Annotated in this window: 16 protein-coding genes and 1 pseudogene; 1 reads left to right on the plus strand and 16 read right to left on the minus strand. The window is 48.4% G+C overall.

The annotated features are described in order from the left end of the window. The 10 genes and pseudogenes from AC6R0L_RS06155 to AC6R0L_RS06200 all read right to left on the minus strand — a co-directional run. A pseudogene (locus AC6R0L_RS06155) lies at positions 1-303 on the minus strand (phosphoribosylamine--glycine ligase); the annotation flags it as partial. A gap of 149 nt (positions 304-452) precedes the next feature. After that, the gene (purH, locus tag AC6R0L_RS06160; protein ID WP_500628596.1) at positions 453-2045 is read right to left on the minus strand and encodes a bifunctional phosphoribosylaminoimidazolecarboxamide formyltransferase/IMP cyclohydrolase; all 1593 of its coding nucleotides are present in this window, start codon (positions 2043-2045) and stop codon (positions 453-455) included. 202 nt (positions 2046-2247) lie between these two features. Continuing rightward, on the minus strand, positions 2248-3234 hold the full coding sequence (locus AC6R0L_RS06165) for a sensor domain-containing diguanylate cyclase (protein ID WP_500628597.1): 987 nt from the start codon (positions 3232-3234) through the stop codon (positions 2248-2250). Positions 3235-3404: 170 nt separating this feature from the next. Beyond that, positions 3405-4406: a gluconate operon transcriptional repressor GntR gene (gene gntR / locus AC6R0L_RS06170; protein ID WP_500628598.1), complete on the minus strand. Its 1002-nt coding sequence runs from the start codon at positions 4404-4406 to the stop codon at positions 3405-3407. A 118-nt stretch (positions 4407-4524) separates the two neighbouring features. Beyond that, complete coding sequence (gnd, locus tag AC6R0L_RS06175; RefSeq protein ID WP_500628599.1) at positions 4525-6042, minus strand: NADP-dependent phosphogluconate dehydrogenase; 1518 nt, start codon at positions 6040-6042, stop codon at positions 4525-4527. Beyond that, entirely contained in the window at positions 6039-6539 is a 501-nt protein-coding gene (locus AC6R0L_RS06180) for a gluconokinase (protein WP_487902795.1), read from the minus strand. Before AC6R0L_RS06180 ends, gnd begins: the two co-directional genes overlap by 4 nt. Before the next feature lie 77 nt (positions 6540-6616). Then, complete coding sequence (locus tag AC6R0L_RS06185; protein ID WP_500628600.1) at positions 6617-7936, minus strand: TRAP transporter large permease; 1320 nt, start codon at positions 7934-7936, stop codon at positions 6617-6619. 2 nt (positions 7937-7938) lie between these two features. Further along, entirely contained in the window at positions 7939-8499 is a 561-nt protein-coding gene (locus AC6R0L_RS06190; protein ID WP_334554721.1) for a TRAP transporter small permease subunit, read from the minus strand. Between the two features lie 57 nt (positions 8500-8556). After that, complete coding sequence (locus AC6R0L_RS06195) at positions 8557-9573, minus strand: TRAP transporter substrate-binding protein (RefSeq protein WP_500628601.1); 1017 nt, start codon at positions 9571-9573, stop codon at positions 8557-8559. A gap of 463 nt (positions 9574-10036) precedes the next feature. Continuing rightward, the gene (locus tag AC6R0L_RS06200; protein WP_500628602.1) at positions 10037-12034 is read right to left on the minus strand and encodes an RNA/DNA-binding domain-containing protein; all 1998 of its coding nucleotides are present in this window, start codon (positions 12032-12034) and stop codon (positions 10037-10039) included. Between the two features lie 441 nt (positions 12035-12475). Between AC6R0L_RS06200 and AC6R0L_RS06205 the strand changes: the two genes are divergently transcribed. After that, positions 12476-13708, plus strand: coding sequence for a tyrosine-type recombinase/integrase (locus AC6R0L_RS06205; RefSeq protein ID WP_500628603.1), 1233 nt, complete (start codon positions 12476-12478; stop codon positions 13706-13708). Positions 13709-13722: 14 nt separating this feature from the next. Here the strand turns inward: AC6R0L_RS06205 and AC6R0L_RS06210 are convergent, their stop codons facing one another. The 6 genes from AC6R0L_RS06210 to AC6R0L_RS06235 form a co-directional block, all read right to left on the minus strand. Further along, complete coding sequence (locus AC6R0L_RS06210; protein ID WP_500628604.1) at positions 13723-15027, minus strand: hypothetical protein; 1305 nt, start codon at positions 15025-15027, stop codon at positions 13723-13725. A 27-nt stretch (positions 15028-15054) separates the two neighbouring features. After that, complete coding sequence (locus AC6R0L_RS06215) at positions 15055-17943, minus strand: type I restriction endonuclease subunit R (RefSeq protein WP_500628605.1); 2889 nt, start codon at positions 17941-17943, stop codon at positions 15055-15057. Positions 17944-17970: 27 nt separating this feature from the next. Beyond that, positions 17971-19956, minus strand: coding sequence for an RNA/DNA-binding domain-containing protein (locus tag AC6R0L_RS06220; RefSeq protein ID WP_500628606.1), 1986 nt, complete (start codon positions 19954-19956; stop codon positions 17971-17973). 6 nt (positions 19957-19962) lie between these two features. Further along, positions 19963-21096 carry a restriction endonuclease subunit S gene (locus AC6R0L_RS06225; protein WP_500628607.1) on the minus strand — a complete coding sequence of 378 codons (1134 nt, stop codon included), beginning with the start codon at positions 21094-21096 and terminating at the stop codon, positions 19963-19965. Further along, complete coding sequence (locus AC6R0L_RS06230; RefSeq protein ID WP_500628608.1) at positions 21093-22664, minus strand: type I restriction-modification system subunit M; 1572 nt, start codon at positions 22662-22664, stop codon at positions 21093-21095. Before AC6R0L_RS06230 ends, AC6R0L_RS06225 begins: the two co-directional genes overlap by 4 nt. 537 nt (positions 22665-23201) lie before the next feature. Beyond that, positions 23202-23876, minus strand: coding sequence for a YagK/YfjJ domain-containing protein (locus tag AC6R0L_RS06235; RefSeq protein ID WP_500628609.1), 675 nt, complete (start codon positions 23874-23876; stop codon positions 23202-23204). Positions 23877-24187: the final 311 nt, after the last annotated feature.

The following is a 24187-nucleotide window of genomic DNA, read 5'->3' on the forward strand; positions in this document are numbered from 1 at the left end:
AAGCTGAGCCGCCGCTTCTGTTGGGCCAAAGATAGGCAGACCCGATGCGCGAAAGGCATCCACCACGCCGATAACAAGCGGTGCTTCAGGACCAACGATAGTGAGCTCAATCGCTTTCTCTTTGGCAAATGCCACCAGCGCTTCGATATCTTCCACGCCGATGTTGACGTTTTCCAGTTTTGGCTCAAGCGCCGTACCCGCATTACCCGGTGCAACGAAAACCGTCTCTACTTTAGGGTTTTGCGCGGCTTTCCAGCCCAGTGCGTGCTCACGACCGCCCGCACCGATGATTAGAACATTCATTTAATAATCCTTTCAAAAGTTGGATTACTCTAAGCAGTGGGTGTGGTAGCAAGGCAGTGCTTGAATTCATCCCCGAGAGCATAGCCTAGTTATGTGACCGGGGTGAATGAAAGCGCTAACGCCGCTACCGCGCCCAATGCGACGAGTAATTAGTGACGGAAGTGGCGCATGCCTGTAAAGATCATCGCCATACCATGCTCATCGGCCGCAGCGATCACTTCGTCATCACGCATTGAGCCACCTGGCTGAATCACACACTTGATACCCGCTTCTGCTGCCGCATCGATACCGTCGCGGAATGGGAAGAAGGCATCGGAGGCCATGACGCAGCCTTCAACCTGTAGACCTTCGTCAGCGGCTTTGATGCCAGCAATTTTCGCCGAGTAAACACGGCTCATTTGGCCAGCGCCTACACCAACAGTCATGTCGCCTTTAGAGTAAACAATCGCGTTCGATTTCACGTATTTCGCGACTTTCCAGCAGAATAGTGCGTCTTTCAGCTCTTCTTCTGTGGGTTGACGCTTAGAGACCACTTTCAGGTCAGACGCATCGACCATACCTTGGTCACGGTCTTGAACAAGCAGGCCACCGTTAACGCGTTTCAGGTCAAAGCCTGTAGTCTTAGTTGTCCACTCGCCACACTCAAGCAGACGAACGTTCTTTTTCGCTGCCACGATGTTGATCGCTTCTGCAGAGACAGAAGGTGCGATGATCACCTCAACAAATTGACGTTCAGTAATCGCCCTTGCCGTTTTTGCATCGAGCTCGCGGTTGAAGGCGATAATGCCGCCAAACGCAGAGGTTGGGTCTGTTTTGAATGCGCGGTCGTAAGCGTCTAGGATGTTGTCGCCCAGCGCAACACCACATGGGTTCGCGTGCTTAACGATCACACACGCTGGTGCGTCGAACTCTTTCACACACTCAAGCGCGGCGTCAGTGTCCGCGATGTTGTTGTAAGAGAGCGCTTTACCTTGGATTTGGCGCGCAGTAGACACAGACGCTTCTTCTGGGTTGGCTTCCACATAAAACGCCGCCGCTTGGTGGCTGTTTTCGCCGTAACGCATGTCTTGCTTTTTCACGAACTGCTGGTTGAAGGTGCGAGGGAATTTAGACTCTGCGTCACCCTCTTTGTTCTCGCCATAAGAAGGCACCATAGTGCCGAAGTAGTTCGCGATCATACCGTCGTAAGACGCGGTGTGTTCGAAGGCTGCGATAGCGAGGTCGAAACGCGTTTCTAGAGTGAGAGATTTCTCGTTCGCGTCCATTTCCGCGATGACGCGGTCGTAGTCGTGCGCGTTGACAACGATGGTCACGTCTTTGTGGTTTTTCGCCGCAGAGCGAACCATGGTTGGACCACCGATATCGATGTTCTCCACTGCGTCTTCGAGTGTGCAGCCTTCTTTGGCAACGGTTTGTGCAAATGGGTAGAGGTTCACCACCACCATATCGATTGGGTTGATGCCGTGCGTCGCCATCACGTCGTCATCTTGACCACGACGACCCAGTACGCCACCGTGAACTTTCGGGTGGAGCGTCTTAACGCGGCCATCCATCATTTCTGGGAAACCGGTGTAGTCAGACACTTCAGTGACCGCGATACCTTGCTCTGCCAATAGGCGAGCCGTACCACCAGTCGATAGAATATCAACACCACGGTCAGTGAGTGCTTGGGCAAACTCAACGATACCGGTTTTGTCTGAAACGCTTAACAGAGCGCGGCGAATAGGACGAGCGTTAGTCATGCTTCCATCTTCCTCAAATTCACGAAGTTCAATCAAATGAACGATTAACAATAGTCAGGGGTAATTTATGGCGCGTATTCTAACCAAGTTAGCGCTAAAAAGCTCGCGCAATCGTTTGGCATCGCAAAAAAATTCAAATTTATTGTTGCTAGAGGGAGAGTGCCTAGTTCCTAGTGGCGAGTGCCTAGAGGGAAGAAGAGGGTTAGGAGGCGTAGAGGATTTTGGCGTTGGTTGCGCCGGCTTTCATGTCAGGGAGACCATCGTGGTAGAGGGTGACTTGGTTGCGGCCGGTTTGTTTGGAGTAGTACATCGCTTTATCGGCTTGGATAAGCAGGTCTTTGCTTGAGGCGACGGAGGAGGTGACCTCCGAAATACCAATGCTGACGGTAGGATGAATGGCATGGCCGTCCACTTGGCACTCGGTTGTCGAGATTGACTCCCGGATACGCTCTGCAACGTCGTAGGCGTCAATCGCGTTGGTGTGGCTGAGCACGACACCGAACTCTTCACCGCCGAGACGACCAAGATAATCGCTGCCTCGCACCACCTGTTTACAGATCTGCGCGACGTGTTTGATCACCTCATCGCCAGATAAATGACCGACTTGGTCGTTAATTTCTTTGAAGTGGTCAATGTCTATCATCAGACAAGCGAGCGGTACTTGCTGCTTTTGAGCTCGGCGCAAGGCGCTATCGAGGCCAGAGAAAAACGCGCGGCGATTGAGAATTTCCGTCAGCTCATCAGTCTCTGATAAGGTTTTTAGCTCTTGCTCTAGCAGGTGCGTACGGGTGACGTCGCGCACTGACCAAATCACGCGCGGGCCGTGGGCAGAGCTCTGCGGCACGTAGCGCAGGATCGCTTCAAACCAGTTTTCGCTCTCTGCGCCCATCGACTCAATGCTATCAATCGGCATCATCAGTAAGTCGGTCGGGGCGATGGCGTATTTGACTACTTTGTCGCGTTTGTGATCAAACACTTCTTCTAAGTAGCTGAGCAGTTGATTGGCTTTGTTGGCGACCAAAACGTCGCTAAGGTGGAGGCCCGTATAGTGCTCGACATCAAACCCTGCGGCAAAGTGCGCGCCGCCAAAGCTGTCGGTATAGTGACCTTGCTCATCGAGAATAAAGACGTGATCAGGCAACGAGCTTAGCACATAGCTCAGCCACTCTTCTCGGCTGTCTGTTGGCATGATCTATCTTCCTGATAATTGAGCAAAAACGTTATTTTAACGGATGAGACAGCCAGTGTAATCGCTCTAGATCACACTTCGGGTCTAAGTTGTTGCTAAATTGTCAATCTAATTAGTGATTTGAATTACTGACTTTTCGCTCAGTATCACAACGCGCTTGCAAATTGAGTTCAAATACTCTCACCCATTTCGATGCGATAACCAAGATCGATGCAGCTTTGCCACTCACTTTGACCTTGCAGCCGCGCAATCAACTGCTCTGCGGCGACTTGGCCAATCGCTTCACGCGGCGTCACGACGGTGGCGAGGCGTGGCTTCATCACCTGGCTAATATCATGGCCGTGGAAACCTGCGATGGCCATGTGCTGGGGTACTTCTACGCCACGACGCTGGCACTCGTAAAACGCCCCGATGGCCAAATCATCGTTGGTGCATACGATGCCGTCCACCTTGGGGTGTTCTTGCATCACTTGGCGCAGCAGTTTGGCGCCGAGCGTAAAAGAAGAGGCTTCTTCAGTGAGCAAACGGATGGGTGTGAGGCCCGCGCGGGTCATCGCATCTTGATAGCCTGCCAGCTTTTGTCGAGTGCGTTCATCTAATCGGGCGGCAAAATAGGCAATGTGTTGACGGCCGTTGTCGATCAGTGCTTGAGTCATCGCCTTGGACGCACTGGCATTATCAAACCCTACGGCTTGTTCGATGTGAGGAGAGACGCTGTCCATGATCTCAACCACTGGGATAGCGGCGGTTTGCAGCATTTTGCGCGCTTTGTCGGTATGGACGTTTTCAGACAAAATGATCGCATCCACATTGTAGGAGAGTAGTGAGGCAATGCTTTGCTCTTCTAGCTCCGTGCTGTAGCTGTAGTGGGCAATCATGGTTTGATAACCGGCGGGCGACGTCACGGATTCGATACCACGAATCACCTCCGCAAACACTTGGTTGGTGAGCGAGGGGACGAGCACGCCGATGGCATTGGATTTGGCATTGGATAAAATATCCGGTGCGCGATTGGGGATATAACCGAGCTCATCCACCGCTTGCTGAATTTTGTCTTTCAGGGATTCAGAGACTTGAGAAGGATCGCGCAAGCAGCGACTGACGGTCATTTTGGTGACGCCAACTCGGGTGGCGATATCTTGTAATGTGGGGCGTTTTTTCTTGGTGGCCATCAAACTTATCTACAATGGATAGGGCAGTGTTACTGGTAACATCATAGCGGTAAATGGCGCTCAGTTTGTTGGTTCAGGTAACAAAAATCGCGCTCATCCGAGGTTGAGCGCGGTTTTTTTAGGCGTTTGACTGTGTCCGTGCCACATCGCTCCAGTTGAGATGGAACTTGCAACGTTCATCTTCGTCGATGCGAGAGTAGGTGTGTGAGCCAAAGTAATCGCGCTGCGCTTGCAGCAGATTGGCGGGTAAGATGGGCGTGCGCAGGCCGTCAAAATAGTGCAGCGCTGAGCTCATGGCCGGCATGGGGACGCCGAGTTGTGCACTGCGAGCTATGGTGTGGCGAAAGCCTTGATGGTAGCGCTTGAGCTGCGCGCTAAAGGTCGGCGCCAGTAATAAATGCGCCAGGGTAGGGTCTGCGTCGAACGCTTGGCGAATCGAGTGCAAAAAGCCCGCCCGGATAATACAGCCTGCCCGCCATATTTTCGCAATGGTGGCAAAGTCTAAGTCCCAGCCTTGCTCTTTTGACGTCGCGCTCATCAGATCAAACCCTTGCGCGTACGCCACCAGTTTGGCGCAGTATAGCGCATCGTGCAGATCGCTCAGCGCAGCGTCACGCTCATGTGCTTTGAGCGCAGGCGTGCGTTCGTCAAAGTGCTTGTCGTCAAAGTACTTGTCGTCAAAGTGACTGGCCGCTTGCAGGCGCAGTGATTTTTGGCTGCTTTGCGCGCGGCTAAAGACGGCTTGAGCAATGGTTGGGGCAGGAATGCCGCTTTGCAGTGCGTTGACGGCGGTCCACAGTCCGGTGCCTTTTTGTTCCGCCTTATCGAGTACGACATCGACAAAGGCAGCGCCGGTCACTGGGTCTTGGGTTTGCAAGATGTCCGCACTGATTTCAAGCAAATAGCTGTTGAGTACGCCTTGGTTCCAACGGGTAAATATCTCGCCAATCTCGCCAGCGCTGAGCGCTAACACACTCGACATAAAATGGTACGCCTCACAAATCAACTGCATGTCGGCGTATTCAATCCCGTTGTGGACCATTTTCACGTAATGACCTGCGCCCGCAGGGCCAAGGTAGGCAGCGCAGGGCTCGCCGTCATCAAATGGGCCGACCGGTTGACCTTGGCTATCCACTTTCGCGGCAATCGCCGTCCACATCGGTTTAATGCGCTGCCAGGCCTCTGGATTGCCACTGGCCATCAATGAAGGGCCATGCCTTGCACCGACTTCTCCACCCGACACAGCGGTGGAGAAGAAATGACATTGTCCGTCATAGCGCGTCTCGCGTGCTTCGCTATCACGCCACAAACTATTGCCGGTATCGATGACAATATCTTGGGGCTCAAGCCCTGCCGCTAGTAGGTCATCAATGACGTTATCGACAATCTCACCAGCGGGTACTGATAGCGCGATCACCCGTGGCGTGCTGAGTGTAGTGATGAGTTGTTTGAGATCGCAGGCGACCAAGAGCGCGCCGTCAGGGCTTGAGAGCGCCTTCGCCTCGTCGGCGGCGCGCTGACGGTGGACGTCGCTGATGTCATAGCCCGTGACTTGAAAGCCATGCTCGACCAGATTCAGCGCCAAACTGCGTCCCATGACGCCAAGGCCAATCATGGCGATATCGGCGTGCTTCATGCGTTTGTCTCCTTAATGGCGCTAAGCGCGCGCGCGACCACAGCATCCAACGATCCATCGATAGGGATGTGTAAGGCTTCGCTTTCACTTGGCTCAGTGAGTGCTTCAAACTGGCTACGCAGCATGGCTTCACCATTAAAATAGTGGTTGGCCCGTTTTTGGTGGCGTGACCAAATGGTGTCAAAATCCCCTTTGAGATACACCACCACTAATTGCTCATTGTTGCGGCGCAGTCGCTCACGGTATTCCGGCTTGAGAGCGGAGCAGGCAATAACGGCGGCGTCATGCTCAAGGTAGAGGCGGTTTAGCGTGGCGAGCCAGTCGGCTCTATCTTCATCATCGAGTGGAATGCCTTGACGCATTTTGCTCACATTCGCGGGAGGATGGTAATCGTCCCCATCGAAAAAGGGCAGGGAGAGGGCGCGTGCGATCGCTTGACCGACGGTGCTTTTGCCGCAGCCCGAGACGCCCATCACTAAGATTTTTTTTGCTTTCATTGGACAATACGATCCTTAGCCCTAACAAAACCGCTAGGGCATCAATACAAAGAAAAGACGAATGTCTGTGGTGGTGGCTAGCGCCACCACATGGCTAATTCAGGGAATACGATCACCAAGCTCAGCACAAAGACTTGCAGTGCAATGAACGGCAGCAGCGAGGTGAAAATCTCACCAAGGCTAATGTCTGGCGGCGCAACGGATTTCAGGTAAAACGCAGCGGGGCCAAACGGCGGTGATAAAAACGACACTTGCATGTTTAAGCAGAACACCACGCCAAACCAAATCGGATCAAAACCCAGTCCCGTAATGATCGGGACGAAAATAGGCATGGTCAGTAAGGCAACGCCAACCCAGTCAAGGAACATCCCCAACACGAGCAGAATCACCATCATGATCAACAAGGTACCGATCGCGCTGCCACCGCTGAGGCTTAAAATGACCTCTTCAACAAAGTCGATGCCGCCCATCAGGTTGTAAATGCCCACCAGTGCACTGGCGCCGATGCCGATCCACATGATCATACCGCAGGTACGCATGGTGGCGATGGCGCTCTCTTTGAGCATGGTGTAGTTCATCTCACCGCGGATAAGCGCCGATAGCATGATGCCCACTACACCCAATGCAGACGCTTCGGTGACTGAGGCCACCCCGGTGTAAATGCTGCCCAGTACCACGGCAACAGAAAGCAGTGGGAAGAATAGCGCTTTGAAGTAGCTGACTTGTGGTTCGTCGTCCTCTTCACCGCTATCACTGGGGATAGGAGCGAGCGCTGGGTTGAGCTTACAACGAATCAATACATAAGTGATGTAACAGCCCGCTAAGATAAAGGCCGGCAAGAAAGACGCTTTAAACAGATCGCCAATCGAAACGCTGGCTGTCATGCCGTAGATGATCAACACGATACTCGGTGGCAGCATGGTCCCCAATGCACCGCCCGCACAGGTGGTGCCGATAGCGAGTTTACGGTCATAGCCAAGGCGCAGCATTTGTGGCAAGGCCAAGATGCCAAGCAGTACCGTCTCACCGCCAATCACGCCGGACATAGAGGCAAGCAATACCGCAACCAACAAGGTTTGGACCGCCACCCCGCCGCGCACTTTGCGCCCGAGTGATTTCATGGCATCAAACAGATCTTTAGCGATGCCTGAGCGGTCGAGCAGCGCCGCCATTAAGACAAACATAGGCACAGCGAGAAACACATAGCCCGAGGTAAAGCTATAGGTACGACTGGCGATGAGAGGCAAAGCATCGGGCCCAAACCAGCACAGAGTAAAGAAGATTGCGACAAAACCCGTGACAAAGGCCAGCTGCATACCCGTGAGCAGCAAGGCGATCATCATCACCAGCATCAGCACACTGCCCCAAGCGATTCCGATAGAAGATAAATCAAACATGGTTACTCTTCCTTATTTGACGGCTTGAGTCCGGCAATGTCTTGAATAAGGTGAAGGATAAATTGGACGACCAGTATGCACAGCACAACAAAAATCAGCCCTTTCAGTAGCGCAGGGTAAGGGGCATTGAGCACCGAACCTGAGGTTTCTAACCGCATTTCGCCCCAAGGAGTGAACCAAGACTCTTCGGCCAATGAATAGGCGGCGTACGCCAACATGCCCGCAAAGGCGAGGCCCACAATATGATGGACAATATTCAGGTATTGGCGCGTTCTTGCTGACACCGCATCGTAAATCAGCACGACGCGCACGTGTTTGTTGGTCGCAAAGGCATAGATGCCGCCGACCACAAACAAGCTGCCGCCGATAAAGGACGCCGTTTCATGTACCCAGGTGGTCGGGGCGTCGAAGGCGTAGCGCATCACCACTTCGTAAAAGGAAATCAGTACGGTGACGATAAACAGGCCGCTGAGGAGGTGGCTCAATTTAATGATGGCCGCGTCCAACAGATTGCGTGGACGCTCCTCAGGCGCTGATGGCGTGTGAGGCATTTTCTCGGGCATAATCTTTTCCAAGGTAAAGGGAGGGCAAGTGCGCCCTCCCAATGGGGGTGTGAGACGTTATAGTAAGCCGTTGTTTTCCAAGAAGTTGGTCACAGAGTCGTACACCTTCTGCGCGTTAGGTGAGCGCTCAGCAAACACTTTCCATTGTGTTTTGGCGATTTCGCGGAACTTCTTACGCTCTTCATCTGACCAGTTATGAATGGTGATGTCTGGATTGGCTTGTGCCTCTTTGACTGCTGCTTGGTCGGCAATTTTCAGCTGAGTGGTCATGTCGTAAGAGAAATCACGCACTGAGGTTTGCAAGATGGTTTGCAGGTCGGCTGGCATCTTGTCCCACTTTTTCTGCGAGATAGAGATATCAATCAGCGGTAAAGAGTGGAAGCCCGGCTGGACAGGGTGAGGGGCGATGTCATTCATGCCCGCTTTTTGGTTGGTGGAGAACACGGTGTAATCCGCCGCGTCAATCACGCCTTTGCTCAGGCCGGTAAATACTTCAGAGCCGGGCAAGTTCACTGGCGTTGCACCCGCTGCCGCGAACACCTGCTGCACCAAACCTTCAGGGGCGCGCAGTTTCAATCCTTTCAGGTCATCTACGCCGTTGAGTGGTTTTTTCGAGATGAAGGATTCCACACCCGTGGTCGAGGCGCCGACAAATTTCACGCCGTAGGGCGCATACAATTCGGTCATCAACTCGTTACCGCCACCATAATTCATGTATTGCAGCAGTTGAGTCGTATCGGACCACGCACCCACCATGTTACCAATTAAGCCAAACGCCGGATCTTTACCAGAGAAGTAGCCGGTCGCTGTCACTTGGCCATCTAGGATGCCCATCTTAATCGCACCCAAGGTTTCAGTGTGTTTGACGACCGAGCCGACAGGCAGAAGGTCGATGTCAATACGACCGTCAGACATGGTTTCAACGCGCTCAGCCCAGCGTTGCTGTACTTTGAAGTTCAAATCACCCGAGGGATCCGACGATTGAATCTTCAAGGTAAAGTCTGCTGCCCACGCAGAGGCAGAGAAGAGTCCCGTCATGGTGACCGCCAGCAGGGTTTGAGAGAGAGGTTTCATAGTAGGGGTATCCTTTTTTTGATGTTCACGTTTTCCAAGTTAACCACCTTGGCCAATCACGTCGGCCAGGTACGGATGTAATTGTTATGTTACCGGTAACTTATTGTTAAATGTTACCGGTAACATTTAACTTGCGCAGTGAGATAGATCGCATTTATCTATTGATGAAAGGAATGATTGATTAGAGTGAGAGACAGGTCTCATCCTGCCGATGACAAAGTACAGACAAAGAAAAAGGGTCTTTCTTGCGAAAGACCCTTTGAGATGCGTTTGAAAAAAACAGACTCTGACAGTACGCAGTGATTAACTCGCTCTAACTGCGCTTTAAGGTTCGCTTGAAGGGCGTCGTTGTCTTTGAGTGTGACAATCTCAAAGCCCTGCATACTGAGTTACGTGATCAGGTTATCTTCTAACGGTTATTTTGATTGATAAGCCATTGTTGTTATTGCCTTCTTGTGCTGCTTTAGTCCTGTTTAGTATTGTTTTTAGTGGTATAGCCTTGCTCTGGATGGTTTGGGATAGTCGGATAGACTAAGTAAAGTTTCTGTTGTTTTACCATCTGGCTTAGGTAGTTTCTTCTGAGTGTGTCTGGCTTCATATCCAATAAACTGGCGATATCTGCTAGCTTGAGACACTGAGGTTCAGCGGCTCGGCATAACTCAATCAGGGTTTGCTCGATGATTGCTTTCGATTTGTTTCTGCCAGTGAGTTGAGCAACGGAGTTGGCTATTTTCTTAAGCTCAGCCCATAAATTTTGAGCTTGCTGATCAAACTTGTCATGTTGCTCCGTAGTTAGGTCCGGACCTTGAGTCGTTAGGTCCGGACCTAACTCCGGACCTTGAGTCGTTAGGTCCGGACTTTGTGAGTTTAACTCCGGCACTTCGCTATCAAACAAAGACAGTTGCGCCGTACTCGGTGAGGCGACAAAACTAATGCTCTTGCCCGCCTCATTCTCTGGGGTAGGGACTTCAATCCCTTTTAGGTGATAGATTTTACCTTTGTGTTTGCCTGCGGACTCTAAGTATCCTGCCGAGACCAATTGGCTCAGCGCCAGTGTGACTTCTCGGGTATGCTCAGAGGTGAGAGAGCAGATACGCTCGTGATTAAACCAAGATTCAGTGACCGCCGTGATCAGTATGGTGCGTTTTAGCTCGCTCAACTGTTTGTAGTTTTCACCAAACAGATCGACGAGCTGCTGGTGGAGCTCTGGTGACAATAAATTCACCATACGCAGTTCGAGCAGCGTTTGACCGAGTTCGTGCTTTTCATAGAGGTGCGGCGGTTGCCAGTTTTGGCTGCGGCAGTTGCTGTATATTTTAGGAATGCCGGAGCCTGCTTTTTCACTCAGACCAATGTTTAAGAACATTTGATGAATAGCGGGGTTGCGGCACTGGCTGTTGCCACCAGCAATGGCTTCCAGAACTGGAATGCGCATTAAGCCAGGATTACGAAAACCAATAAAATCGGGGTGCTTTTCAATTAAAATATTGTCTTCTGAATCAAAGTCAGCATGAGCCAGCGTGTTAACCAAAGCTTCTCGAATGGCTTCATGTGCCGGAGAGGTGTCGAGGCGTTGACCATTACTCAACTGGAAGCTCACTTTTAAGTCGGCGGTGAGTTTACGATAAACCTTACGGTAGAAATCAAAAGCATTGCCAGACCACGAACCATCAGTGTAGATACGGTCTATCCAGCGGTGCGAGCTGTCGTCCTTCTCCTGGTAGTCTAGAGAGTAAGCCGGAAAAGCATCCTGTAGGGCATCCCAGCGGCCAAACATCACTAGGCCTGCTAATGTTAACCCTTCAATACCCGATGCGCGGTCTCGCCGCCAAGCACGAATCGAGCGCAGGAATTCTCGATCAGAGAGTTCTAAAAAAGGGTGCTGAGGTTTGGCATCTTTAAACATTTGACGATAAACGCGCAGACTTTCTGACTCAATATCATCAAGGGTAAAGTGCTCTAAAATGCGTTGATCACGCTCGTTCTCTTGCTCGGCCATCATCTGTTTGACGCTATTAGCAGAGCACTTCTGGTCTGCTTCGTAACGGCGAACAAAGCTACCTGTAAGAGGGTTACCATTGATATAAACAGGCCGCTCTTTGCGCGGCGCTCTCGGTACATCGATACGAATAAGAGACTTACCATCGATAACCTCAACGCACACGTCTCGCTCGCTGAGCAGATTGCAGCTTACCTTGTTGGGATTGTTGGCCGTATCAACAATGTTCTTAACCAGGGGCGCAGGGTTTACGATGCCTTCAAAGGTAAACTGACCGCGTTTTTCTTTAATACCCAGCAGAATGACGCCACCACGGGTGTTAGCAAACGCGCTATAGGTTTCCCACATATCGTTGGGGACTGCGCCTTTGCCGTCACGACCACCCGCGAGTTTGCACTCCACTTCAGCGCTCTCTTGCAGGGCGTGAATATCTTCGAGGCTATTTATGGTTAACTCTGCCATGGTTCCTCACACAAATATCTGTTGCAACGGGCTTTTTTAAATTGCTTGGTCTGCTCAATTTGCTCTGCGACGGCAAATTTACAAAGAGTTTATGCGCCTGATTGTACCAGAAACGGCACAATATCGAGCAGAGATCCTTTGAGTGTTAGAGGGAATTTGAGGGGCAACGCTGATGAAGGGATAAATAAAAAGGCCTGTGTGATTACACAGGCCTTCAATGTTAATCATTGAGCAATGAATGATTAGTTCATGCCGTATTATCAGAAGTATGGTTTTTGCCTGTTCCCATTTGTTTTGATTTGATAATTATAACTAAATAAATTCAATGACTTAAAATTGGTTTTGTTTTTGTTTGTCTTTGGTTGTTTTCCGTCTTATTATGACTTCGGGGTACATATTGGGGTACATGAAATATTTATATGTACCCTTTTACGAGGGGTTATGGGTAAGCTATACGATAAACATCTAAAAACAGCGGCAGGCAAGAACCATTCTGAGGCGTTTGTATTGACCGACGGCAATGGCTTAAGCGCTCGCGTCTCTGCGAAAGGAAAAGTTCGCTGGCAGTACCGTTACAAGATCGACGGCAAGGGCAAACGAATGGATTTGGGGGATTACCCTGCCTTATCGCTAGTTAAAGCGAGAGAAGTGGCGGACCAGTGTAGAGAGTGGTTAGCTGAAGGCTTTGACCCTAAACAAAAACGCAGCCTCGCACGTGAAGAGAAGCTTTACCCCGTAACGGTCTTCGAAGCTCTTGAATACTGGCTTGTCGAGTACGCAGAGGAGAATCGCTCCAATGCAGGTAAACATCGTGCTCAGTTTGAACGTCATATTTACCCCTATATTGGAAAGCTTCCGATTGAGCAAACAGAAACACGCCACTGGGTTGAGTGTTTTGACCGGATTCGTAAAGGAATTCCGGGTAAACAACGTCCTGCTCCTGTTGCTGCTGGTTATATCCTCCAAAATGCAAAGCAAGCGCTTAGATTCTGTCGGGTGAGACGTTATGCCACCAGCCGCGTTTTAGAAGATCTCACTATTTCAGATGTTGGTAATAAGCAACGTAAAAAGGACAGAGTACTGTCAGTTCAAGAGCTGGTGGATGTATGGCGTTTTACCGAAGGAACAAAGCTCCTACCGTACTATGCCAAGCTTGTTCGACTGTTGATTGTATTTGGAGCACGTAGTCAGGAAATACGCCTATCAACATGGGCTGAATGGGACTTCAATGAAATGCTCTGGACTGTCCCCAAAGCGCATAGCAAGACTGGTGAGCGTATCATTCGCCCAATTCCTGAGGCGCTAAAAAATTGGCTTTTGGAGCTTAAAGTTGGCGCTAACGACAAGGATTTTATTCTTGGTGAACTGAAATCACCAGAATCGGTTAGTCAGTCAGGTCGGATGTTGTGGAGGAGGTTAGAGCATATTGAGGCTTGGACGCTGCATGATTTACGCAGAACTTTTGCGACTTACTTGAATGACCTTGGGATAGCACCTCATGTTGTGGAGCAAATGCTAGGACACAGCCTTGGGGGAGTGATGGCTATTTATAACAGAAGTCAGTACTTGCCAGAAAAGCGAGCAGCACTTGATAAGTGGGTAGATCATTTAGTGGCGCTAAGTTTTGCGCCATCTAATGTTGTGTCATTTTCCTCTGTGAGGAAAGCTCTTTAATTCTCATGTTCGGGTTATATTACGGGTTCCAGCCTTGATAAGATGTTAGCTATCAGCTCTCTCTCATGCATACTTAAAATAGCGAGTTGGATTTGAAAGTCAGTCGGGTGTGTCCCTTCGTATTCACAGGCACTAAATATTCTTGTGAAAGAGGGGAGGTGGGAGCAATTGATCGTAGCCCTGCTTGTTGGTTTTTCCTCTCCATGCTCGAATAGAGAGACACTCAGCAACTTATTGTTAACCAAACATACTTTAAAGTCGGTCACATATGGCTTTAGTAAGTTTTCATGTATCCGCTTGATATCATTAAAGAGCGAGATGGATTTTGGTTTTGGTTGATAATCTCCATTTCTCACGGGGTAATGATGTAGAGCCGATAGGTTGTCTAAACATTCAAGTTGTATGTACGGGGAATAATTATTAGCCATTGTTGTACATACAGACTGCTCCAGTAGACCTAGGTCTACTAGTTCGTCGAAGTTGGTAACTAAATCTTTTATATCAGATTTTTTTGTATCAATGTCCTCAAGAACTTCTTGAGAGTAACGGACCTGAGTACCGACTAGAGATAAGTACCACTCCAGTAAGTCAGATTTTCCGTCTCTTGCTTGATATATAGCGGCATCCAATAACTGGTCATCAAAATCGCCAATGAAAGGGTTAATGGTTTTCCAACCTTTGTGGATTAGATGGCTAGCTAGCGTGAACTTTCTTTCTAGGGCGAAGGCTGCAAACAAATCCATTTTAACTACTTCGCCACAATAATGGCTGTATGTTGTCGTCTGTTTGTTAGCTTGGAACCATCCAGCAACATCTTTGTATTCTGGTCGTAAGAGCCAATCTAGGGAGTGATATACAACGTCTGAGTCAGTATCATCTTGTATTGGATTAATCTGTTCAAATGTCAGGAGCAGTATGAAGCACTGTTCTGCATGATATCTAACTGCTTTGGCTAGTAGGTTGGAGCTATTGATATAGTCCCAAATGTTGCTGTTGTCCTCATAGTACCCATGCATAGAAAAGTATGAGATCAGGCCATAGAGCAATTCCGCCGACTTTTGCTCTAATGCAAACTCCAATGGCTCAATTTGAGAGCAATGCAAAGCTAACTTGGTTGCGAGCATAAAGTCTTCGATTTCTAAAGCGTCACTCACATCAGTTTCGTGGGGCTCATGACTTGGTTCTGAAAAGTCATATTGATCAGACAGCTTTCTCCATTGCTCTGATGCTGCTTGTTGCCAAGTTGAACCGTCTTCTAGGTACCAATTGACCAAATAACTATAGTTTTCTGGTCTAAGGTCGTAAAACATATCTTTCATTATGTACTCTTTTGATTGTGCTACTCGTCAAAACCCACCAATAAACGTATCCACAAACCCTTTAAACCGCTCGGCTAGGCGGCCGACAACCTTTTTTCGCTGTAGAATTGTGGGTTTCGTTTCTAAGGTGTCGGCAAAGTCTTCGCGTAGCGGCATTTCCTCGCTAAGCTCATAGCGGTTAACTAAAATTTGTAGCTTGTCGGTGTTGAGCTTTTCTTCTTCTGCCAATTGCTCAAGTGCTTGGCGCTTCTCTCGTTCCCAAAAGTACTCAAATTCTTCGTCGACATCAGCATGCGCAGGTATGCCGTCGAGGTGCTCATTCATGAATTTCTCGATGAGTTCTTTCTTGCTCATTAAGGTTGGGTCTGAATTGATCAGGTTAGCGATAACTTGTCGTTTTTTCTCCTGACTCTCACCGCTTTCTTCTTGGTGCAACTCCCGCAGCAAGTGCAGTATATAGGCGACATTGACTTCATCTCGGTGCAACAGCTCTAGCTCAAAATCAACGTCTTCCAGAATCGATACTTTCTCTTTGCTGGTGGATTCACGTATCTGTCGACTGAGATCGGCGTACTTACTGGTGAAGTCTTGGTATTCTTGCTCTTCCATGTCAGTGTTCGACATATCGAAGTCAGCATAGTTACTGAGCATATTCTTGAGTTGTATCAGTTTACGGAACTGAAGGACGAATAGCTTTTGTGCGTCTTCATCTGGCAGTTGATCAACGGCATCCACGTCCGGTGTTATTACTCTCAATGCTTCACAGGCTTTGTTGAAATCAGCGAGCAGTTGATCATAAGGAGGTAGCTCAATCAGTTCCTTAGGTTGTTTGTTGGAAAACAGGGTGAACGCTTCATCGGCGGCTTTTTTCAAGTTCCTAAAACAGATGACATTACCATGCGACTTCTTCTCGTCCAGAATACGGTTAGTGCGTGAAAAAGCTTGTATTAGGCCGTGATACTTGAGGTTCTTGTCGACATAAATGGTGTTCAATGCTTTCGCATCGAATCCGGTTAAGAACATATTCACCACCAGCAAGATATCGACTTCTCTGGCCTTCACCCGTTTAGAGATGTTCTTGTAGTAGTCGTAAAACGAATCGCTGTCTTTGGTGCTGTAGCTTGAACCAAACATCTTGTTGTAATCGGCAATAAATCCTTCGAGCTTTTCTCGGCTATGGAGTTTGACGTTTTCACCTTGGCTGAGGTACTTCGCGGCAATCTCTTTGACCTGTTTATCGTCGCTAACGCCTAGTTCAAACTCTTCTTCCTCGTTCGCTTCAAAGCTAAAAATGGTCGCGATTTTAAGGTTGTGCTTGCCCTCGCTCTTTTTCTTGGCAAACAACTCATAATATTGGATTAACTCAGGTACGCCCGAGACACAGAATATCGCGTTGTAGTCGCCACTGTGGGTTTTACGCTTATGGTGGGCAATGATGTAGTCGGTGATTTTTTCGAGTCGGGCAGGAGAAGTGAGTAGCTCCTTGGTATCGATATCTTCTACTTCAATATCGAGGTTGTTGTTTGAGCCATCTTTGTATTGATAGCGCCCAACGTATTCAATCGCAAATTTAAGCACATTCTGGTCACGGATTGCATCGACAATGACATAGGCGTGCAGGCGCTTGCCAAACAGGTCTTGAGTGGTCTTTTTGACCGAGTTCTTGGCGACGGCATTTTCGACAAAAATTGGTGTGCCCGTAAAGCCAAATAGCTGCGCATTGTTGAAGAATTTGACAATGTTTTGATGGGTATCGCCGAACTGACTGCGGTGGCACTCGTCAAAGATAAATACGATACGCTTATCTCTCAAGGCCTCCATCTCACGCAGGTAGCGCTGTTTGGTCACAATATTATTGAGTTTTTGTAGGGTAGTGACCACCAGCTTGCTGTTGCGTTTTTCGTTTATGTCTTTGCCCTTGATTGGCTTGTCTAACAGCTGATGGAACAGAATGCGGGTGTTGCTGGTGGTATCCACACAGCCTTTAGAGAAAGCATTAAACTCCTCGGCCGTTTGGTAATCGAGATCCTTTCTATCGACGACAAATATCACTTTGTCTACCTCGGTTAAGGCCGTCATCAATTGAGCAGCTTTAAACGAGGTGAGGGTTTTGCCTGAGCCTGTGGTATGCCAAATATAGCCGTTGTCTGACGAAGTTTTTACCTGATTGATGATCGCTTCTACCGCATAAAACTGATAAGGGCGTAACACCATCAGGCACTTCATGGTTTCGTTGAGCACGATATATTGGTTGAGCATCACAGTGAGGTGCTGAGGGGTTAAAAATGTCGCGGCGAATTCATGAAGTTTGCTGATGCGATTGTTATCGATATCGGTCCAGTCAAAGGTCTGTTTGGCAGAGAGTTCACTGTTATTGGCAAAGTACTGGGTATTGACGCCATTGGACACCACAAACATCTGTATGTAGTTAAACAAGCGATGGTTGGCATGGTAAGAGTGCTTTTGATAGCGCTTAATTTGATTGAAGGCCTCTTTGAGCTCAATGCCTCGGCGTTTCAACTCTAACTGGACCAGTGGCAGGCCGTTGACCAGAATCGTCACGTCATAGCGATTCGTATAAGTGCCTTTGACGGTAATTTGCTGTGCAATCTGGAAGCGGTTGTTTTGTGGCATAGCAAACAGCAGAGTCAAATGCATCGCATCGCCATTATCGAGGGTGATAGCGATCCGGTCGCGCAAGGTTTTGGCCTTAGTGAAAATATTGCCTTTTTCTAACTTACCGAGCACCTGACGAAACTCGGATTCCGACAGTACGCAGTGATTGACGCGCTCCAACTGCGCTTTAAGGTTCGCCTCAAGGGTTTCGTTGTCTTTGAGTGCGACAACCTCGAACCCTTGCATACTGAGTTGCGTGATCAGATTATCTTCTAACTGCTGTTCTGATTGATAAGCCATCGTTCTTATTTGCCTTCCTGCGCTGCTTTAGTCCTGTTTAGTATTGTTTTGAGTGGTATAGCCTTGCTCTGGATGGTTAGGAACAGTCGGAAATGCTAGGTATAGCTGTTGTTCTTTAACCATAGGGCTTAGGTAGTGGCGTCTTAACGTTTCAGTGTTCATACCAAGTAGTTCGGCAAGGTCGGTGAGCCTCAGGCAGTTTGGTGCTGCATGAGAGCACAGGACTAGAATGATGTTTTTTACATCTGATTTTTGTTTCCTGCCTTGTTGCTGCAACACTGGTTGTGCAATAGCTCTTAACTCTGCCCAGAGTTGCTGGTCTTCTGCTGTGAAGCTACTCGTCGACTCCGGCGCATCACTTTTTAGGTCCGGCACTAGGTCCGGCACTAGGTCCGGCGCATCATGTTTGAGGTCCGGCACTAATGTTGTTGGCTCCGGTTCAAACAAAGACAGTTGCGCCGTACTCGGTGAGGCGACAAAACTAATGCTTTTGCCTGCATCGTTGTCCGGTGTAGGCACTTCAATCCCTTTTAGGTGATAGATTTTACCTTTGTGTTTGCCTGCCGACTCTAAATACCCTGCCGAGACCAATTGGCTCAGCGCCAGTGTGACCTCTCGGGTGTGCTCAGAGGTGAGGGAGCAGATACGCTCATGGTTAAACCACGATTCAGTCACCGCCGTTACCAGTATGGTGCGTTTCAGCTCGCTCAACTGTTTGTAGTTTTCACCAAACAGATCGACGAGCTGCTGGTGGAGTTCTGGTGACAATAAATTCACCATACGCAGTTCGAGCAACGTTTGACCGAGTTCGTGCTTTTCATAGAGGTGCGGCGGTTGCCAGTTTTGGCTGCGGCAGTTGCTGTATATTTTAGGAATGCCGGAGCCTGCTTTTTCACTAAGACCAATGTTTAAGAACATTTGATGAATAGCGGGGTTGCGGCACTGGCTGTTGCCACCAGCAATGGCTTCCAGTACTGGAATGCGCATTAAGCCAGGATTACGAAAGCCAATAAAGTCGGGATGCTTCTCAATTAAGATATTGTCTTCTGAATCAAAGTCAGCATGAGCGAGTGTGTTGACCAAAGCTTCTCGAATGGCTTCATGCGCCGGAGAGGTGTCGAGGCGTTGACCATCAGTCAACTGAAAGCTCACTTTTAAGTCGGCGGTGAGCTTACGATAAACCTTACGGTAAAAATCAAAGGCATTGCCAGACCACGAACCATCGGTGTAGATACGGTCTATCCAGCGGTGCGAGCTGTCATCCTTCTCTTGGTAGTCAAGAGAGTAAGCTGGAAAGGCATCCTGTAGGGCATCCCAGCGGCCAAACATCACTAGGCCTGCTAGCGTTAACCCTTCAATGCCTGATGCGCGATCCCGTCGCCAAGCACGAATAGAGCGCAGGAACTCTTGATCTGAGAACTCTAAAAAAGGGTGCTGAGGTTTGGCATCTTTAAACATTTGACGATAAACGCGTAGGCTTTCGGGCTCTATATCATCAATGGTAAAGTGTTCTAGTACTCTTTGGTCACGCTCGTTCTCTTGTTCTGCCATCATCTGTTTGACGCTATCGGCAGAGCATTTCTGGTCAGCCTCGTAACGTCGAACAAAGCTACCTGTCAGTGGATTGCCATTGATATAAACTGGGCGCTCTTTGCGCGGCGCTCTCGGTACATCGATACGAATAAGTGACTTTCCTTCGATAACCTCAATGCGCACGTCTCGCTCACTGAGCAAATTGCAGCTTACCTTGTTGGGGTTGTTGGCCGTATCGACGATGTTCTTAACCAATGGGGCAGGGCTAGAGATACCTTCAAGGGTGAACTGGCCGCGTTTTTCTTTAATACCCAGCAGAATGACGCCACCACGGGTGTTAGCAAATGCGCTGTAGGTTTCCCACATATCGTTAGGGACTGCGCCTTTACCATCCCGACCACCAGCAAGTTTGCACTCTACCTCGGCACTCTCTTGCAGGGCGTGAATATCTTCGAGGCTATTCAAGGTTAACTCTGCCATGGTTCCTCACACAAACATCTGTTGCAGTAAACCTTTTTTAAACTGCTTGGTCTGCTCGATTTGCTCTGCGACCGCATCGATTTTGTTATCGATGGATTGCAGGTAAAGCATGATTTTATCTTGTTCACTTTTCATCGGTAAGCGTATAGGCATTTCTTGGAAAACATTGACGTTTATACGTTTTGCTTTTCGGCTACCATCGGCAATGTCACCAAATCTTTTATAGAACCACTTCTGTTTAATGACTTCTAATACAAAGTATTTGTTTACTAAAGGAGTTACATCTAACGCAGGTAAATCCAGAGTACTTTCCAAACCATCTAACTCGCTTGGTATAATGGCAAAGGCACAGTTTAGAAAGTCTAGCTTTCCATAAATAAATTGACCCGCTCTACGCTTGTAGTACTGGGTGTTTTCACTGCCTTTAACATCTTCTTTTTTCGCTATAACACCCTTCCCCCAGATTTTAACAGTCAGCTTTTTTGCTTTATCACCACCACTACCTTTGATACGACTTTCAGTCATGATATCGCCGATAGTTTTTAGCTCCCACTCCGGAAACGCCTTCCCATCCTCATCCTTAAAGCGGATCTGCTGGCTAAAAATCTGCTGCATTACGCCTTTTTTGTACTCTTTAAGTAGGCGGTGCTTTTCGGTTAGTTGACTGATTTTGCTATCAACAGAAGTGAGGAAGTCAGCGATTTTTTGTTGTTCATTAAGTTCGGGTATATGTGCACGAAAGTCATGTACATCATTTCGATTTAGCGTAGGAACGCCAGAACCAGTTGCAAACCGCTTAAGGTCAATTTTTTGGTACAAGTAAAATACAAACTTTGGAGTACAGTCTATAAAATCTGTGACCCACAAGGAGGTGTTGTGAGGCCAATAGTCCTTCTCAACATAAGTTAGCGCACCAATAGTTCCTGAGCGACCTGTTACAATTCCGGGAGCTTTAGCCTTGAACTCGTTATGGTATCGTCCTATCCCATTCGAATAAACGACGGGGTATTTACCTTCTATTACGTTGGTTGTGGGTAGGTCAAATCCTCTTTGCAAGGGAGCGACATCTTTTAGCTTTCTTATTGCCCAGTTTGAATCGTATAGAGGGAAGCGCAACTGAGGTTCAGCATTTTTCCTCATCCTTTCACCTCAAACGGCGCATCAATCCCCAACTCAGCACAGAAATCGGCAATGGTCTTATCGGTCTCTAGCATCGCTTTATCGTTATCCACTAGCAGTTTAGCAACGGCAGATAAATCGACAGGCGCTTCTTCTTCAAAGGTATCGACATAACGTGGAATATTGAGGTTGTAGTCGTTGTCGGCTAAGTCAGCTTGGGTGGCTACAAAGGCAAATTTATCGATGTTCTCACGCTTTGCTACGGCATTGAGAATGCGTTGTAAGTCTTCTTCACGCATATAGTTGTTATTGGTGCCTTTCTCAAAATGCTGGCTGGCATCAATAAACAGCACGTTGTCATCAGATTTGCGATGCTTCTTAAATACCAATACGCAGGTCGGGATAGAAGTACCAAAGAAGATATTGGCAGGCAGGCCGATCACCATATCAAGATAGTTTTTCTCCTTGAGTAGATGCTGGCGAATATGCCCTTCGGCCGCACCACGGAATAACACCCCGTGCGGCAATACGACCGCCATGGTGCCCGTATCATTGAGCTGGTGGATCATGTGTTGCACAAAGGCAAAATCCGCTTTGGATTTAGGGGCGAGCTTACCGTAGTCGGCAAAGCGGTCACTGCTTAGGTGCAGCGGGCTGGCTGACCATTGCGCCGAGAACGGCGGATTGGCGACCACCGCATCAAAACGCTCATCAAAGTGCATCGGTGTTTCTAGCGTATCGTCGTTTTGAATATCGAAACGTTTGTAATGTACGCCATGCATGATCATGTTCATGCGAGCCAAGTTATAGGTGCTTGGGTTTCGCTCTTGGCCGTAGTATTTGATGTCTTGGTTCTGCGCTTCTTTCGCCACGCGCAGCAGCAATGAGCCGGAGCCACAAGTCGGGTCATAGACAGATTTAACCGCAGGGTTATCGAGTGTCACCAACTTCGCTAACAGTTTGGACACCATTTGCGGGGTATAGAACTCACCCGCCTTTTTACCCGCACCACTGGCGAACATGCCAATCAGGTATTCGTACGCATCTCCCAGAATGTCGATTTCACTGTCGTGTAGGTGAAAGTCAATGTTGTCTAGGTGGATTAGCACTTGCGCAATCAGCTTGTTGCGTGCGTCCGGCGTTTTGCCTAGCTTGTTTGACTGTAGGTCGAGCTCATCAAACAGGCCGTTGAAGTCTTCGGCGCTGTCGGCGCCCATGGTGCTTTGTTCGATATCGTTGAGCACGTCGCGTACATCATCGAGAATAAACTCGCCATTTTTGCCAGCCTGCGCAATCACATGGAACAACTCAGAAGGCGAAAAAAAATAACCGAGCTTATCAATGGCCTCTTCACGAATCGCTTCTAAGATCTCTTTCCCTTCATCACTCTTTTCATCAATATCGGTGAACTTAATGCCATCTTCTGAGAGTAGGGCGTCTGCGTATTGATTGAGGTTATCGGAGAGGTACTTGTAAAAAATGAGCCCTAAAATGTAGTCTCGGAAGTCGTCGGCGGCCATGTTGCCACGTAGCGTGTTCGCGATGTTCCAAAGCTGTTTTTTCAATGCTTGCTGATGTTGTTCGACCATGGTTACTGCTGAATCTATTGTTTTGGTGCGTGTATATTATCAGAAATGTTGCATACGTAATAAACTAAGCAAGGTGAAGAGTCGCACTTTTTGTCTTTAACAGGTGCGCAATTTTGCTAAAAAGCGATCTTTTCAACGACGAAAACTGCGCAATCGTGAAGTGGCTGTGATTGACCAGTGAACACGGCTTTTATCACAAGCAAGTCTTTGTAGTTCACCTCTAACCTGCCTGTCAGACATAGTCTTTGAAATTGCGCAAATTGAAGACGACTGATCACTTCAAAAACAAGAACTGCGCAATTGTTGATGTTTTGAGTGGAGCCCTCTTGAACGGATTTCCCTTTGAGTTATCGTCACTTTTCGCTACGTTTTAGTCTGTAATCACGCAAAACGCCATTTTGTTCCGAGAAAAAGATCGAAAAGCGATCGCTCCGTTGCCAACCTATTCTTTACGAAACGGTAGTTTTTAGTGGAAAGGAGAGGGTAAGGTTAATTTTATCTGGGTTACTGTCCATTATTTACGTTTAATTCTAGGTGTCATTTTTCTCGGTGCAAACCATCGCAGTTTGGAGGGATCACTTTTCCTGCAATGCGGTAATACTCTGACAAGGAAAACGGTGTTGAGATGATCTGCTTTGTACTGCTTGAACCAAATCTGCGCCTCACGTCTAACTCCTTGGTGGTATCTTTCGCAAGGTAGCTGATTCGGTAGATACAGGCTCCTAAGCTTTTTGCAAAGAAAGCGTTGTAAGTCCTCGATAGCTGGTAGCTGGGGTTCGCTGGTTGAAAACAAGATGCGGTATGTGGAATCGATTCCCATATTCTGTTTGCTTCTTTATAAATGTACCAAGAGCTGCGGCAAGAATGACCGCTGAGCGCGATGACGCAATGATAATGTTGCGCACTTGCAGTATTTCTTTCTCGAACCCAAAGATAGTGGCATTGACACGAATAGCGCTTTTTGAGGCTTACTTTGAGTTTTTTGAACAGGTTTAAGATAGCAACATTGTCAGCCGTGAACACTTTCATGTGAAAGTCCAACCGCACTAATAATACTCTTTGATAGTTGCTCAATGCGACTTCGACGATATCCAGTAGCGAGTTCATGATATTGGGGTCTAAATTCGGGCAATCGATGACAGGAAGAGCAACGCCTTCTCGTTGGAACCATCCTAATTTATGGTACATATGGTCAGATTCTAAGAAAGACATATTATTTATTATCCGTCAGTCAGTAATGCTTCTACTGGGGTGGGAAACTATTTATTTCATGGTGTTAGATTGGATTTTTCATCATCTGGAGTTGTGATAGATACTGGTTTTTGACGACATGTGATGACATTGCACAGCTAAAAGAGGCGGTTTTCACCGCCATATTGTTGCTACAGGAAGTAACGAGTGTTTCTGTACTTAATAAGCTCGTCTAAGAACCAACCATGAATACGTCCAGAGCTTTTTTTCCGTATTGGGGGTGGGAATCGCCCTTCATCTACTCTTCTTTGAATGGTGCGTATGGAGCAGCC

This window comes from Vibrio sp. R15-SG3-ISO1A (genome assembly GCF_059833955.1).

Excerpts from the sequence above, each read along its gene's own strand:
- AC6R0L_RS06185 (WP_500628600.1), bottom strand. The coding sequence starts at position 7,936 with ATGTTTGATTTATCTTCTATCGGAATCGCTTGGGGCAGTGTGCTGATG.
- AC6R0L_RS06210 (WP_500628604.1), bottom strand. The coding sequence starts at position 15,027 with ATGAAAGATATGTTTTACGACCTTAGACCAGAAAACTATAGTTATTTG.
- AC6R0L_RS06225 (WP_500628607.1), bottom strand. The coding sequence starts at position 21,096 with ATGAGGAAAAATGCTGAACCTCAGTTGCGCTTCCCTCTATACGATTCA.
- AC6R0L_RS06190 (WP_334554721.1), bottom strand. The coding sequence starts at position 8,499 with ATGCCCGAGAAAATGCCTCACACGCCATCAGCGCCTGAGGAGCGTCCA.
- gnd (WP_500628599.1), bottom strand. The coding sequence starts at position 6,042 with ATGAAGCACGCCGATATCGCCATGATTGGCCTTGGCGTCATGGGACGC.
- AC6R0L_RS06165 (WP_500628597.1), bottom strand. The coding sequence starts at position 3,234 with ATGCCAACAGACAGCCGAGAAGAGTGGCTGAGCTATGTGCTAAGCTCG.
- AC6R0L_RS06200 (WP_500628602.1), bottom strand. The coding sequence starts at position 12,034 with ATGGCAGAGTTAACCATAAATAGCCTCGAAGATATTCACGCCCTGCAA.
- AC6R0L_RS06205 (WP_500628603.1), top strand. The coding sequence starts at position 12,476 with ATGGGTAAGCTATACGATAAACATCTAAAAACAGCGGCAGGCAAGAAC.
- AC6R0L_RS06230 (WP_500628608.1), bottom strand. The coding sequence starts at position 22,664 with ATGGTCGAACAACATCAGCAAGCATTGAAAAAACAGCTTTGGAACATC.
- AC6R0L_RS06220 (WP_500628606.1), bottom strand. The coding sequence starts at position 19,956 with ATGGCAGAGTTAACCTTGAATAGCCTCGAAGATATTCACGCCCTGCAA.
- gntR (WP_500628598.1), bottom strand. The coding sequence starts at position 4,406 with ATGGCCACCAAGAAAAAACGCCCCACATTACAAGATATCGCCACCCGA.
- AC6R0L_RS06195 (WP_500628601.1), bottom strand. The coding sequence starts at position 9,573 with ATGAAACCTCTCTCTCAAACCCTGCTGGCGGTCACCATGACGGGACTC.
- AC6R0L_RS06235 (WP_500628609.1), bottom strand. The coding sequence starts at position 23,876 with ATGTCTTTCTTAGAATCTGACCATATGTACCATAAATTAGGATGGTTC.
- AC6R0L_RS06215 (WP_500628605.1), bottom strand. The coding sequence starts at position 17,943 with ATGGCTTATCAATCAGAACAGCAGTTAGAAGATAATCTGATCACGCAA.
- purH (WP_500628596.1), bottom strand. The coding sequence starts at position 2,045 with ATGACTAACGCTCGTCCTATTCGCCGCGCTCTGTTAAGCGTTTCAGAC.
- AC6R0L_RS06180 (WP_487902795.1), bottom strand. The coding sequence starts at position 6,539 with ATGAAAGCAAAAAAAATCTTAGTGATGGGCGTCTCGGGCTGCGGCAAA.